This window comes from Sphingomonas aerolata (assembly GCF_023935825.1).
Lineage (GTDB): Bacteria > Pseudomonadota > Alphaproteobacteria > Sphingomonadales > Sphingomonadaceae > Sphingomonas > Sphingomonas aerolata.
Genome location: NZ_CP098762.1, coordinates 3,789,743 through 3,803,549, shown reverse-complemented (window position 1 = coordinate 3,803,549; position 13,807 = coordinate 3,789,743). Strand labels below are relative to the sequence as shown.

Genomic DNA, 13,807 nt, shown 5'->3' with positions numbered 1-13,807 from the left:
GGCCTCGTGTTCCCGGTAGCTCTAGGCCAAGCGCGGGTGAATACTCAACCGCGACGTACGCGATTGTCGGGAAGACATCATCGAACCGCCGGACGCGCGATGGGTTCCCGCCCCGCCGGGAATGTGGCGGGGCAGGGCTTCGGTTTGCGCCTATCGGCCGAGCAGGACGCGCGCCTGGCTGGCGATCTGCGCGAGCATCGCGGCGTTCGGGACGGCGGCGTGGCGTGCGCGGTCGATCACCGCCTTGAACTGCGCGACGCGGGTGGCATTGCTCGCCAGCCACGTGTCGACCGCGCCCTGCGGATCCCTGGCTCCGCACCGTGCGAGGAACTCCAGCCGCAACTGCTGGAAATCGCGCGCCAGTCCGGCGATGAGCAGCCGTTCCCAGGGATCCGACGGCGTGATCCGCGCGGCATTGGCCTGTGCCCAGTCGAGCCCGAGCGCCTGTCCGAGATGCGTGAAGGCGCGGGTCAGCACCGCCTCGTCGAGCGCGAGGCGCTCGCCGAGATCGGCGAGCCCGACCGCACCGTCGAGCTCGAACAGCCGGACCACCTTGATCGCGAGGTCGTGCGGGGCACCCGCGGTTTCGAGCTGCGCGGCGATGCGGTCGCTCTGCGCGCTCGCCTCCTCGAGCAGCAGCGCCTTGGTCTGGCCATCGAGATGCGTGATCCCCTTGGCGAGCCGCGCGAGCACGGCACCGGGCATCGTGCCGGGGGCGGACACGCGCAGCAGATCCGCGATCTGCGAGCGCGTGGCGACCGCCACCTCGTCGAACAGCGCGATGCGTGCGGCCTCGGGCATCGGTCGTGATTCGATGTCCGCCCAGAGCGAGGGCAGGTCGAACAGCCGTTCGGCGACGACGAACATCGCCGCGATATCGCCCATCGCCGCGCCTTCCTCCTCGGCCAGCTCGAACGGGTGGAGCACGCCGAGCCGGTTGACGATGCGGTTGGCGAGCTTGGTCGCGACGATCTGGCCGCGCAGCCGGTGGTCGTCGATCGCCTGCGCGAAATGCTCGCGCATCGCGGCCGGGAAGGCGGCGTGAAGATCGGGTTTCAGCGCGGGGTCGTCGCCGAGCCCGGCATGCTCGATCGAATCCTGCAGCGCGAGCTTTGCGGTGGCGAGCAGCACCGCGAGTTCCGGACGCGTCAGGCCATGGCCGTCGAGCCCGCGGCGGAGCAGGTCGTCATTGGCGGCCAGCCCCTCGACCGCGCGATCGAGCCGTCCGCTGCCCTCGAAGATCTCGATGACGCGGACATAGCTCGGCATCGAGCCCGGCCCGCCGCCGCCGCCGGTCGCGCCGCCAAGGCCGCCGGGGCCCGCCAGCGCGCCCGCGCCCTCGGCGATCGACAATGCGAGCGTCTGGAGCCGGTTGTCCTCGAGCACGAGATGCGCGACGTCGTCGGTCATGCTGGCGAGCAGCGCGTTGCGGTCCTCATAGCCCAGACGCCCCTCGATCATCTCGCGGTTGAGCGCGATCTTGATGTTGACCTCGTTATCCGAGCAGTCGACGCCCGCCGAATTGTCGATGAAGTCGGTGTTGATCCGCCCGCCGCGCTCGGAAAACGCGATGCGGGCGGCCTGCGTGACACCGAGATTGGCACCTTCGCCGATCGCGGTGACGCGCAGATCCTCGGCATTGATGCGCAGCCGGTCGTTGGCAGGATCGCCGACCTGGACGTTGTTCTCGGATGCCGCCTTCACATAGGTGCCGATGCCGCCGAACCAGAGCAGGTCGGCGGGCGCCTTCAGGATCGCGGAGATCAGCGCGCCGGGTTCGATCTCGTCGACCGCGATGCCGAGCACGGCCTGCGCCTGGGGCGAGAGACGGATGACCTTGGCGGTGCGCGGATAGACGCCGCCGCCTTCGGAGATCAGCGCGGTGTCGTAATCCGCCCAGCTCGACCGGGGGAGCGCGAACATGCGCGCGCGCTCGTCCCAGCTTGCGGCGGGATCGGGGTTCGGATCGATGAAGATGTGGCGATGGTCGAACGCCGCGACGATCTTGAGCGACTTCGACAGCAGCATGCCGTTGCCGAACACGTCGCCCGACATGTCGCCGCAGCCGACGACGGTGATCGGATCGTTCTGCACGTCGATGCCGCGCTCGGCGAAGTGACGCTGGACCGAGACCCAGGCGCCCTTGGCAGTGATGCCCATCGCCTTGTGGTCATAGCCGACCGAGCCGCCGCTCGCGAACGCGTCGCCCAGCCAGAAGTCACGCTCGAGCGCGAGCGCGTTGGCGACGTCGCTGAACGTCGCGGTGCCCTTGTCCGCGGCGACGACGAAATAGGGATCCTCGCCGTCGAGGATCGCGACACCCTTCGGATGGACGACCTTGCCCTCGACGATGTTGTCGGTGATCGACAGCAAAGTGCGGATGAAGATGCGGTAGCTCTCGGTCCCTTCCGCCAGCCACGCGTCGCGGTTCGACGGGGCGGGAAGCTGTTTGGGATAGAAGCCGCCCTTTGCGCCGGTCGGCACGATCACCGCGTTCTTGACGCGCTGCGCCTTCATCAGCCCGAGAATCTCGGTGCGGAAGTCGTCGCGCCGGTCGGACCAGCGCAGCCCGCCGCGCGCGACCGGGCCGGCGCGCAGATGGATGCCCTCGATCCGCGGGCTGTACACCCAGATCTCGCGCCATGGCACGGGCGCGGGGAGGCCGGGGATCAGGTGGCTGTCGAGCTTGAACGCAAGCGCCTCGGCCGCGGCGGGCGTGAAGGCGTTGGTGCGCAGCGTCGCGCCGACCAGGCTATGATAGGCGCGCAGGATGCGGTCGTCGTCGATCGCGGTCACAGCATCGAGTCCCGCTTCGATCGTCGCATCGGCGTCGGCGGGATGCCCGGCATCGGCCGGATCATGCGCGGCGGCGAAGCGCGCGATCAGCGCGGTCGCGACTCTCGGCGCGCGGCGCAGCGCGTCGACCACCGTCGTCAGGCCGTAGGGCAGTCCCGCCTGGCGCAGATAGCGGAACCAGGCGCGGAACAGCACGACCGCCTGCGGGCTCATGCCGACCTCGACGATCAGCCGGTTGAACGCATCGTTCTCGGCCGCGCCTTCGAGCACCGCGGCGATCGCGCGCTCGAGCGTCGCGGCGTCGGCCTGCGCGACCGCATCGTTCGCCTCGAGCACGAAGTCGTGCACGAAGGGATCGCTGTCCTCCTGCAGCCGGGTCGGCAATTCGCCGATCACGCGGAAGCCGAAATTCTCGAGCACCGGCACGGCATCGGACAGCGGCAGCGCGCCGCCCAGCTTGTAGATCTTGAGCTGGCGGTCTTCGCCGGGCGCGCTGGAGATCAGGCGCACGCCGCGCGAGCCCGACCCGTCGAGCGCGGCGAGCCGCTGGATGTCCTCGGCGGCTTCGGCCGGGCTGCTGAGGTTGCGGTAGTTTTGCGGGAAGGCGGCGGCCCAGCGCAGCGCGAGGCGGGCGGCGCGCGGCGACGGCAATGTCTCGACCAGCGCGGCCTCGACGTCGGACACCCAGCCGCGGACCATCCGCTGCAGCCTGAGCGCGAGCGGCGCGACGTCGGGTACGCGGCCTTCGCCGCGCAGGTCGAGCGTGTAGCGCAGCATCGCGGTCTCGCCGTCCTCGAGCGCGATCGACCAGTTCAGCACGGTGGCATTCGCGGCCTCGGCGAGCATCTCGCCGATCGCGGTGCGGCGGCCGGTCGTGACGTCGTCGCGCGGCAGCCAGACGAAGCCGAACAGATGGCGGCCGAGCGGCGATGCGACAAGAACCAGCGCGGGACGCGGTCGGTCGGCCAGGCTCATCGCGGTCAGCGCGAGTTCCTCGAGCGCGTCGGGCGCGAACGCGATGACGAGATCATGGGGCAGGGCGGTGAATGCGTGGGTCAGCGCCTTGCCCGCATGGCCGCGGGGATCGAAGCCGAACTTCGCCTTCATCGCGGCAAGTCGCGTGCGCAGGATCGGCACGTCGCGCGGCATCGTCGCCAGCGCCGCGCTGGTCCACAGACCGCTGTAGATCGACAGCCCCGCGATCGTCTCGCCCTCGATCACCGGGACCACGACCAGATCGAGCGGGACGGCGCGGTGGACGGTCGAGATCAGGTTCGACTTCAGCAGCAGCGGTGCGAGATTGCCCGCCTCGAACCACTGGATCGCGAGTGCGCGCGAGGCCTCCGCCAGGATCGGCACGGCATGCGGATTGCGCGCGATGCCGAGCGCGGCGCCGCCGCTGCCGTCGCGGTGCCAGACCTGATGCCCGAGCAACGTCAGATGCCCGTCGAGGAACCAGCGCAGCAGCGCCGCGCCTTCTGCATCGGGGCCGTCGCTGTGAAGCAGCGCGATATCGGTCGCCATCGCGCCCTGCATCGCGCGCCAGTCCTTCACCGCCGCGCGCACATCGGCGAGCACGCCGGTCAGTTCCTCGATCAGCCCGCGCCGATCGCGGGCGTCGGCGCGCTCCATCTCGAGATAGATCATCGATTCGGCGGGGCCGGTGTCGCCGATCGCCTGGAGCACGCCGTCCGGGCTGCGCGTCGTGTGAACGACCGGATGGATGATGCGATCGATCGCGATGTCCTGCGCGGCGATCGCCGCGGAAATCGAATCGACCAGGAATGGCATGTCGTCGTTGACGATCGCCAGCCGCATGCGGCGGCGCGTGTCATCGGCGCTGATCGGTTCGAGCGCGATGGCGGGCGCGCCATCGTCGCGGCGAAGCGCCGTGGCGACGACGAAAGCCGCGGCGTGCGCCGCCTCCGTCGTGCCGAAGTCCTTGAGTTCGCCCGGAAGCGCGCGTTCGGTCAACCGGGCGGCGAGCGCGTCGGTCAGCGTCGTGGAAAGATCAGCCATGACCGCGCCTATGCGCCGGGTAGGATACGACCTCAAGGCTTGTGGCAGGTGCGAACACCGCTGTTGCGGTGCAGCATTCGGATGTGCGTCGGCGCGGCGCGAACACGGTTTTCGCCTACCCGATCGCGGCCATCGCCTGCGCGGTGAGGGCCGCGTCGTCGGTGATCGTGCCGATGATGTCGAGCCCGCCATCCACCCCCGCGCGGGCGACGAGCAGGACGATCGCGCCGGGCTCCGCATCGGTCCGGAGCACGACATGCGCGAGCGTGTCGGGTGCCGGGCCATCGGTCGGGCCGGTCGCCGCTATGGGGTCGGCGAATTCAGCGCTCGGCCCGTCGGCCCAGATCGGCGCGCCCGGCGAGGTGGCGGGCGCGTGCCCGGTCGACGCCAGCGACGTACCAAGACCCGGCATCGTCGGCGCGTGGCGGGCATAGGCGGTGAGCCCGGACGCGGGCACCGGTGCCGCACGAACCGCCGCCTCGAGCTCGGCGGCGAGCGTCGCCTGCATCCGGTCGTCGGCGAGTTCCTTCCAGTTGATCACGCCGTACAGGAAATCGATGCCCTCGTCGCTCGACGAGAACGGCATGAGGATGCCGCGGTACAGCGTCGTTCGCCCGCGGCTGTTGACGAATTCGGCCTCGAACCCGATCGGCGCGCGATTCGCGATGATCTGCAGATAATGGTCGGTCAGCCGCGACAGCAGCGACCGGCTCGGCACGTCGGCGATCGACGTGATCGGCCCGACCAGCCCGCATTCCTCACGCAGCTTGGCGCCGAGATAGGCGATTCGCGGATCATCGATCGTCATCACCGCCGCGGCATCCCGATCCGCACCCGTGCCCGGATCGGTGCGGAAGTCGAGCAGCACGCTGTGCGGTCCGAAATCGGCGATCGAGCCCGGATCGAGGTCCGCAATCGTCGGATAGGGGCGTCCCCTCAGCAGCGACACCCAGTGATTATAGGCGCGGACATGCATCCGGCGTTCGTCCCCGCCCAGATCGAACATCACGTCGTTGACGCCCGCGTCGGTCGCCCCGCCGGGAAGCCCCGTCCCGGCCTCGTCGATCTCGCCGTATTCGCCGTCCGGCTCGCGTCGCATGCCCATACCGAAAACTTCCCCGTTCACTTACGGCTGCTTGTGCACGCTGCTTGGTAAACGGCACGTAAATGTGGGTTAGCGCTTGTCACGGCAAATTTCCCCTGTTAAGCGCCGCCCCCTCGACCGGAGATATCCGTCGTCGGGCCGCTTTAGCTCAGCTGGTAGAGCATCGCATTCGTAATGCGGGGGTCACAGGTTCGAGTCCTGTAAGCGGCACCACCTTAAATCAGTGAAATGCTTGAACTTTATTGGCGACTTGTCGCCTAAAGCTTCGAGAGATCTGCGGTTTGGTATCGCGGTGGTATCGCAAGCCCACGTTCCGGTCGACTAGTCCGCCGCCGCCAGGTTGGACGGCTGTCCTTTCACGTCCCCCCGGCATCGTATGATTCGCAACGCGGCCACCCCCGTGAGCCGACTGCCTCGCGCAGCAGTGCCGCGCCACAACACACGTCGGGCCGGACGCCTACCTTTTCGATGCCTTCGCAAACGCCCGCTTTCGGCTTGCGCGCTTGCCCTACGACAGCGTCGTCACACGAATCGTTGTTCACTTTCTGTTCTTGCGCTCTAAAGGGCTGGCCGGAAAAGGAATCGTCCCATGAGCATCTTGAGGCTCCACGAAATACCGTTCGCGTTAGTGCCGCGCGAGGTCCCGTTCTTCCTGTGTCACACGCCGGCCGGATTCCCGTCACCGGCGCAGGATGACATGGAGGAGCCGATCGATCTCGGTGCCTGGCTCGTCGAGCACCCCGCTGCGAGCTACATCATGCGGGTCGAAGGGCGATCGATGGCGGGCGCTGGCATCAACGACGGTGACCTGATAGTCGTCAATCGCGCAAAGCAACCCAAAGCCGGTGCGATCGTCGTCGCCTTGGTGCACGGCGAGCGGACGTTGAAACGGCTTCGGCATATGGATGGGCGGCACTGGCTCGTGCCCGAGGCTGAGGGCTTCCCGCACATCCTTGTCGACGAATATGTCGAGATCTGGGGCGTCGTCGTCGGCGTGGCGCGCAAGGTGCCATGAGCGCGCCCATCGCGCTGATCGACTGCAACAACTACTACGTCAGCTGCGAACGGGCGTTTGATAGCAGCCTCGTTGGGGTGCCGGTCATCGTCCTGTCGAACAATGACGGGTGCGCGATTGCCCGCTCGGCCGAAGCAAAGGCGCTCGGCATCAAGATGGGCGATCCGATCCACCATTTGCGCGATGTCGTCCGCCGGCACGGTATCCGCGTCCTCTCCTCGAACTACACGCTGTATGGTGACATGCAGCGCCGCGTCATCGCCGCCTGTGAACCCTTCGCGCGTGACTTCGAGATCTATTCGATCGACGAGACCTTTCTGGATCTTGCAGGCTTCGAGGGCAGGGACCTCGTCGACCACGCGCATGCGATGCGGGAGCAGGTTCGTCTGTGGACGACGATACCGACCTGCGTAGGCATTGCTGAAACCAAAACGCTGGCCAAGCTGGCGAATGCTGCGGCCAAGAAGGACGCCCGGTTGGAGGGCGTCGCCGACCTGCGTGACGAGGCCGTTCGCCGACAAATCATGGACGATTTCTCAGTCGGAGATGTTTGGGGCGTCGGCGGCGCCACCGCGAGAAAGCTGACCGGGCTCGGCATCCACACCGCCGGCGCGCTGCGCGACATGCCGATGAAACAGGCGCGCGCCGTCGGCACAGTTGTGCTCGAGCGGCTGGTCGCCGAACTACGCGGTGTGCCCTCGGACGCTGTCGAGTCCGTCGCGCCCCGCCGGAAGGGTATGGCGGTCACCCGCTCGTTCGGCACGCCGGTGTGTGACTTTGATCGGATGATGGGTGCCTTGTCACAATATGCGTTGCGGGCCGGCGAGAAGCTGCGGATGCACGGACTGGTCGCGGGGCGGCTTACCGCCTTCTTTCATACCAACCGGAACAGGCCGGACCGACCACAATATGGTGGGTCGCGCACGGTCGTGCTCCACCCCATGTCGAGCGACAGCTTTGAATTGATCGCAGCAGCAAGACGTGCAGCGGAGAGGGCGTGGCGCGACGGTTATGCCTATACCAAGGCCGGTATCCTGCTCGACGACCTCCTGCCCGAGGACGAGCGACCGCGAACTTTGTTCGAGGCGGATACGGTGAAGCGCGACCGCCTAATGGGCGCGCTCGACGCGATCAACGGCAAGTTCGGCACCTGGACGGCGGTGACCGCAACGCAGGGCTTTAAACGGGAGTGGAAGCTGCGGTCGGAAATGCGGTCGCCGGCTTGGACGACCAAGATTGCCGACGTCCCGGCGGTCCGCGCATGACGTCAAAAGGGCGAACGCAGTATTGCGATACACCGTCACGGTTTTCCGTTCGCTAACGCCCACTTTCAGACACGCAAAGTCGGTTTGCCGCTTCCCGAAACATGCCGTTCGTTCATAAGGTGCCGCAAGGGGGAGAGGCAATCATGCTTCAGCGCATCATCTCGATTGCAAACGTTGGCCGGTTCCGAAATTCGGCCAGCACGCCAAATCCGGCATTTGCTCGGCAGACGTTAGTCTTTGCGCCTAACGGCTATGGCAAAACGACATTGTGCGCGGTTTTCCGATCACTGGAACGCGGCGAGCCGCAGCAGCTGCTTGCCCGGCGAACGCTAGGTGCGCAGGCGCCGGCGACGGTGAACTTCTTTTGGAATGGGGCGCAGCGTCAGTTTCAGAACGGCACGTGGCCTAATGCCGAGCCTGGGCTTGCCATTTTTGACGGTACATTCGTTACGGAGAACGTGCATTCTGGCGACGTCGTCGACGTCGCCAACCGCCGCAATCTCTACCGCGTTATCGTCGGACGTGACGGTGTCGATCTAGCGGCTCGGGAGGCAGCGCTGGCCGATGCGGGCCGCACCATACAGGGGCAGCTTACGCCGGCGGAAAAGGCCGTTACGGATATGGCGGCAGGCCTGACAGCCCGCGCGTTTTATGCGCTGCCGGTAGATGCCGACGTCGAGACAAAGCTAACCACAGAACGTGCCGTTTTTGAAGCCCTGAAAGAGTCGGCGGCAATCCGTGATCGAGCGCAACTTGCCACTGCAAATGATCCGGTATGGCCTGCTAACTTGGAAGCAATTCTCTCGGGGACGCTGGAAGGGATCGGCGCAGAAGCGGAGGAACATATTGCTCGTCATATCGTCCAACATGGTATGGAACAGGGCGGCCAAGCTTGGCTGGCGCGCGGTGTTCAGTATGCCGAACAGGATGACTGCCCTTTCTGTGGGCGGGATGGTCTGGCCGCGCTTGATCTGGTTCAAGCATTCCGAGCGATATTTGGACGCGCCTATCGCGACCTGCGCCAGAATGTGACCGAGCTTGCCAGCACCGTCGACGTGGCCTTTGGTCCGACGGCCGTTAGCGCGCTACGTACCCTTGAAGCTCGGAACAGCGCTACGTTCGAGTTTTGGGGACGACATTGTGCGTTGCCAGCACTGACGGCTTTGGAGCCTGTCGCGCTCGCCCTAAACACCGTTCATGTGCGGCTGCGGGCGTTGATCAATACGAAGGCTGGTCGGCTGCTAGACGAAGTGGTCGAGATTGCAGAATCAGAAGCATTGCGCGTCATTGTTGCAACAGCCGCGCAGGACGTAGCAAGCTATAATGCGGCCGTTACAACCTCTAATGAGGTGATCGTCGCGACGAAGGCGGCTACCGCCGGCGGCGATCTGGGGGCCGTTCAAAATCGGATTGCTGGTCTCGAACGGATCGCCCGTCGCCACTCACCTGAAGGGATTGCTCGCTGCGCTGATTGGCAGGCGCTCGATACCGAAAAGCGCCGGATCACCCGTGATAAAGCAGCGGTGCGCACCGAACTCGAAACGCATTGCGACCAAGTGGTGCAGCCGTATGAGGACCGGATCAACCGCTTCCTCGGGTTGTTCAACGCCGGCTTTTCAATCAGCCGGGTTGGTCATGCTTATCCGGGTGGTTTAGCTACATCATCCTACGTTTTGCGGATCAGCAACGTGGAAGTGCCGCTCGGGGATGGGCGCACGCCCGAAGGCGAGCCGTGCTTCAAGAACACGCTCAGTGCCGGCGATCGAACCACGCTCGCTTTGGCCTTCTTCCTCGCCGATTTGGAGCGCGACCCTGATATCGCCAATCGGATCGTTGTGTTCGATGACCCCTTTAACAGCCAGGACGCCTTCCGCCGGCGGCAGACGATTTATGAAATCATGGCCGTTGCCAGACGCGGCGCGCAGATCATCGTCCTGTCGCATGATCCCGTGTTTTTGAAGGCGCTTTGGCAGAAGTGTCTGCCGGCCGATCGCGCAGCGATCCAGGTGAACTATCATCCGTCCTCCGGGTCGAAGATCATGGGCTTCGACCTCGACAGCGCGTGCCAAGGCCGTGCCGCAGCTGAGCTAGATGCGCTGCTGGCTTTCCGCGCAAATGGCGCTGGCGATTTGCGAGAAATCATTAAAAAGCTGCGGATTGTGCTGGAAACGCATTACCGCTGCACCTTTACCGGGTATTTTGGTCCGAACGACAACCTTGGCGAAATCATCCGTAAGACCCGCGAGGGCGGTGATCAGCACCCGGCAGCAACGCAGGTGGACGAGCTGGACCGGATTAATGACTACACGGCGGACTATCACCACGGCGAGGATGCACGCGGCGAACAGGAGCCGTTCCTTGATCGGGATGAACTGACTGGCTTCGTTAATCAGACGATCCGCCTTGCCAATGCGATGCCGGCTTAGAGCTACAAACCCATTGAGCGCTGCAAACCCGAAATTCCGGTTTCCGCTATGAGTTCCTTCGTTGGAGCGTCATCTCGCCAGAAGCCGCGACCTTTAGCCAGTCGTCTGCAAAGCCCGAACGATTTGCCGACTATCCTTCGATGGGGGAAGACCAAAGAAACGGGAATATTCCCGGCTGAACTGTGTAGGGCTTTCATACCCGACACCGAATGCAACCGACGTCGTATTCCCCTCACCGGCGATCAGCAGGGACCGGGCATGCAACAACCTGATCCGTTTTTGATACTGGAGCGGACTGAGCGCCGTCACGGCCTTGAAGTGGCGATGGAACGCTGAAATGCTAAGCGCTGCCATGGACGCCAGTGCCTCCACTCTGAGCGGGACTGTGAAGTTTTCGCGTATCCAGCGGATCGTGACGCCGATCCGGGACAAGGCGGTACCAGGTGCGGCGATATCGCGCAGCATCCAGCCGTGCGGACCTTGCAGAACGCGGTAGAGCAGTTCGCGCTCATAGGCCGGCGCAAGTGCGGGTATGTCGTCAGGGCGGTCCATCAGGCGCAGCATACGGACCCAAGCGTCGAGCAGCTCGTCGGTGACGGGTGCAACCGAAAAGCCTGAGCTATAGAGCTCGCCTCCCGCAGGTTTAGGCATATCAGCCAGCAGGTTCGCTACGATTGAGGGTTCGAGCGTCAGGCTGACTGCCAGATATGGATCGCCGGTATCGCTAGGATGTACGGACCCGACCGCAGGAAGGTCGACGGACATCACGAAATAGGTCGCCGGATCATATTGGAAGGTGCGTGCTCCTACCGTCATCGTCTTGGAGCCCGTCAGAATGAGGTTGATCATCGGACTGTAGACGGCCGCCAGGTTATGCTGGGGAATCTCGCCCTGGACCATAGCAACGCGCGGTATGCCGGTTGGCGTAGCCCGGTTCTGGGCGCGCGCAGCTAGCTGGCGGAGCTCTTCTAGATTGGCGTTCATATTGCGCTGGTACCTGATCAAACCGCGTTGACCTACCACCAAGCAGGATCAGGCAGGTTTGGAAGAGGATCGGATAGGCACGAGATGGCGGGCGTGCCCATCTGAGGTGCAGGCAGCAGCGGCCGGATAACGTGGCGTTGCGGCGAATGCCTTCACCAAAATGGAGTTACCGACGTGGCAAAACTGATGATCTACGGCGCAGCCGGATACACCGGAAAGATGGCCGCCACGAACGCCCAAAAAGCAGGCGTCGAACTCGTTCTCGCTGGTCGAGAGCAGGACAAGGCAAAGTTCGTCGCATTGGCTGGCGAGCTGGGTGTGGAATACCGCCTCTTTGCAGTGGACGATCTGCTAGCGTCAAAGGCTGCGCTTTCGGACATCAACGTCCTGCTGAATTGCGCTGGGCCATTCATGCTCACGGCCGAGCCGCTGATGAAGGCCTGCATTGAGGCAGGCGTTCATTATCTCGATATCGCTGCCGAGCTGGACAGCTACCAATTGGCCGAAACGCTGGATCAGGCTGCAACCGCTGCAGGCGTGATGCTTCTCCCAGGCAGCGGTGGCAGCGTTGCGATGCTCGGGTCGCTTGTTGGCCATGCCGCAAAGCGTGTCAGCAAGCCCCATAGCGTCAGCATCGCCATGCACGTGGCAGGCGGCTTTTCCCGCGGTTCGGCCATCTCAGCCAGCGACAACGTCAACACCGGCCTGCTGCATCGGGTCGATGGAAAGCTGATCAGCCGCAGCCCACAGGATGTTCGCGATTTTGATTTCGGCAATGGTCCTGCGTCCTCGTTCCCGGTGACCTTGCCAGATCTGATCACGATCTGGCGCGCCACGGACATCCCGAACATCGAGACGTTCGTGTACCTGACCGACGGTGCGTTTCCGGAAGGCGACCTTGCCGCCATGCCTGACGGCCCGACGGTCGATGAGCGCGAGGCCAATCGCTACCACGCAGCGGTCGAAGTGACCGGCGAGGACGGAACGGTGGTCCGTTCGATCTTGGAGACGGTCAACGGCTATACGTTCACGACCATCGCTGCAGCCGAAGCGGCGCGCCGCGTGCTGAATGGCGAGGCACGCCCGGGATTCCAAACGCCGGCTGGCCTCTTCGGCGCTGGCTTTGCCGAGACGATTGCCGACACGACTATCATCGATCTGTAAGCGATATCAGCGAGCAGCATCGGACAGGGCATACCCCCGTCCGATGCTGCTCCGCGTCTATTCGGCCGCGACCAGTTCGACGCTATCAATCGTCGCCTCGACCCGGAAGCGGGCAGCGTCCCGTCCTGGCGGCATACCGAACATACGCGCATATTCGCGGCTGAACTGTGACGCGCTTTCATAGCCAACTTCGTAAGCGATCTTGGCAACGTCGTGAGTTTCGAACAGCAGGAGCCGTCGTGCCTTCAACAGGCGAAGCCGCTTCTGATACTGGATCGGGGCCATCGACGTCACCGCCTTGAAGTGGCGATAGAACGCAGCGACGCTCATGCCGGTCATACCGGCCAACGGTTCCGAATGGATCGTTTCCGCAAAATTATCGCGGATCCAGTCGATCGCAGGCCGGACCTGCGCAAGCCGGCTTTCCGCACATGCGACCTCCCGTAGCTTGTCGCCCTGGGGCCCAATCAGCACGCGAAAGAGAATTTCCCGCTCGATCATCGCGGCCAGGATAGGTGCCTCGCTCGGGCGGTCGATCAGCCTCATCATGCGCAGCCAGGCATCGATCAGCTCAGGCGTAGCTGTCGAAACGGCGAAGCCGCTCGGGTTCGGCGTTGTCCCGGTACCGTGCATCTCTGCCATGAGATTGGCGATGATCGTCGGATCGAGCTTCAGGCTGACGGCAAGATAAGGTTGGCTCGTCCCTTCCGACTGGACCTCGCCGGTTGCGGGAACGTGGACGGGCACGACGAAGTAGGTCGCTTCATCGAAGCGCAGATTCTGGTCGCCGATCGACAGACTTTTCGAGCCCTGGAGGACAAGGTGGAGCATCGGCTCATAGACCTGGTCGGCACAGCCCTCCGATCGCACCATTGATACGCGGGGGAGCCCCGTGTCCGTCCACCGGCTTCCGGCGCGCATCACGATGCTGCGCAGCTCGTCCATTACATTTTCCATGGAACACACATGGCCCGGCGAGGACGGCGAACAACCCGCTTTGAGAAGATTAGGCAGGAATGAGAGAATAAGCGGC

The 13,807-nt window shown here is 64.5% G+C and carries 7 protein-coding genes, 1 tRNA gene and 1 pseudogene; 5 read left to right on the top strand and 4 right to left on the bottom strand.

Going from position 1 to position 13,807, the window contains the following annotated elements; translation table 11 throughout:
• Positions 1 to 150: 150 nt before the first annotated feature.
• Positions 151 to 4,815 carry an NAD-glutamate dehydrogenase domain-containing protein gene (locus NEF64_RS17405; protein WP_056408962.1) on the bottom strand — a complete coding sequence of 1,555 codons (4,665 nt, stop codon included), beginning with the start codon at positions 4,813 to 4,815 and terminating at the stop codon, positions 151 to 153.
• 286 nt (positions 4,816 to 5,101) lie between these two features.
• A pseudogene (locus NEF64_RS17400) lies at positions 5,102 to 5,914 on the bottom strand (PAS domain-containing protein); the annotation flags it as partial.
• A gap of 143 nt (positions 5,915 to 6,057) precedes the next feature.
• On the opposite strand from NEF64_RS17400, the gene NEF64_RS17395 reads away from it, so the two are divergent.
• From NEF64_RS17395 to NEF64_RS17380, 4 genes are all read left to right on the top strand, one after another.
• Positions 6,058 to 6,133: transfer RNA gene (locus NEF64_RS17395), tRNA-Thr, on the top strand.
• 376 nt (positions 6,134 to 6,509) lie between these two features.
• A complete protein-coding gene (locus tag NEF64_RS17390; RefSeq protein WP_252574360.1) occupies positions 6,510 to 6,935 on the top strand; it encodes a LexA family protein in 426 nt (141 codons plus the stop codon).
• Positions 6,932 to 8,200 (top strand): Y-family DNA polymerase, encoded by a 1,269-nt coding sequence (locus tag NEF64_RS17385; protein ID WP_252574359.1) that lies wholly within the window; start codon positions 6,932 to 6,934, stop codon positions 8,198 to 8,200. Before NEF64_RS17390 ends, NEF64_RS17385 begins: the two co-directional genes overlap by 4 nt.
• A 143-nt stretch (positions 8,201 to 8,343) precedes the next feature.
• Positions 8,344 to 10,626 (top strand): AAA family ATPase, encoded by a 2,283-nt coding sequence (locus tag NEF64_RS17380; protein ID WP_252574358.1) that lies wholly within the window; start codon positions 8,344 to 8,346, stop codon positions 10,624 to 10,626.
• Positions 10,627 to 10,719: 93 nt separating this feature from the next.
• Here NEF64_RS17380 and NEF64_RS17375 read toward each other — a convergent pair whose 3' ends face one another.
• Positions 10,720 to 11,610 carry an AraC family transcriptional regulator gene (locus tag NEF64_RS17375; RefSeq protein ID WP_252574357.1) on the bottom strand — a complete coding sequence of 297 codons (891 nt, stop codon included), beginning with the start codon at positions 11,608 to 11,610 and terminating at the stop codon, positions 10,720 to 10,722.
• 174 nt (positions 11,611 to 11,784) lie between these two features.
• Here NEF64_RS17375 and NEF64_RS17370 point away from each other — a divergent pair, with 174 nt between their 5' ends.
• Positions 11,785 to 12,774 carry a saccharopine dehydrogenase family protein gene (locus NEF64_RS17370; RefSeq protein ID WP_252574356.1) on the top strand — a complete coding sequence of 330 codons (990 nt, stop codon included), beginning with the start codon at positions 11,785 to 11,787 and terminating at the stop codon, positions 12,772 to 12,774.
• A gap of 57 nt (positions 12,775 to 12,831) precedes the next feature.
• On the opposite strand, the gene NEF64_RS17365 is transcribed toward NEF64_RS17370, so the two are convergent.
• Positions 12,832 to 13,719 carry an AraC family transcriptional regulator gene (locus NEF64_RS17365; RefSeq protein ID WP_252574355.1) on the bottom strand — a complete coding sequence of 296 codons (888 nt, stop codon included), beginning with the start codon at positions 13,717 to 13,719 and terminating at the stop codon, positions 12,832 to 12,834.
• Positions 13,720 to 13,807: the final 88 nt, after the last annotated feature.

What these genes read in the sequence shown, in the direction of transcription:
- NEF64_RS17405 (WP_056408962.1), bottom strand. Translation starts at nt 4,815, where the DNA reads ATGGCTGATCTTTCCACGACGCTGACCGACGCGCTCGCCGCCCGGTTG.
- NEF64_RS17390 (WP_252574360.1), top strand. Translation starts at nt 6,510, where the DNA reads ATGAGCATCTTGAGGCTCCACGAAATACCGTTCGCGTTAGTGCCGCGC.
- NEF64_RS17385 (WP_252574359.1), top strand. Translation starts at nt 6,932, where the DNA reads ATGAGCGCGCCCATCGCGCTGATCGACTGCAACAACTACTACGTCAGC.
- NEF64_RS17380 (WP_252574358.1), top strand. Translation starts at nt 8,344, where the DNA reads ATGCTTCAGCGCATCATCTCGATTGCAAACGTTGGCCGGTTCCGAAAT.
- NEF64_RS17375 (WP_252574357.1), bottom strand. Translation starts at nt 11,610, where the DNA reads ATGAACGCCAATCTAGAAGAGCTCCGCCAGCTAGCTGCGCGCGCCCAG.
- NEF64_RS17365 (WP_252574355.1), bottom strand. Translation starts at nt 13,719, where the DNA reads ATGGACGAGCTGCGCAGCATCGTGATGCGCGCCGGAAGCCGGTGGACG.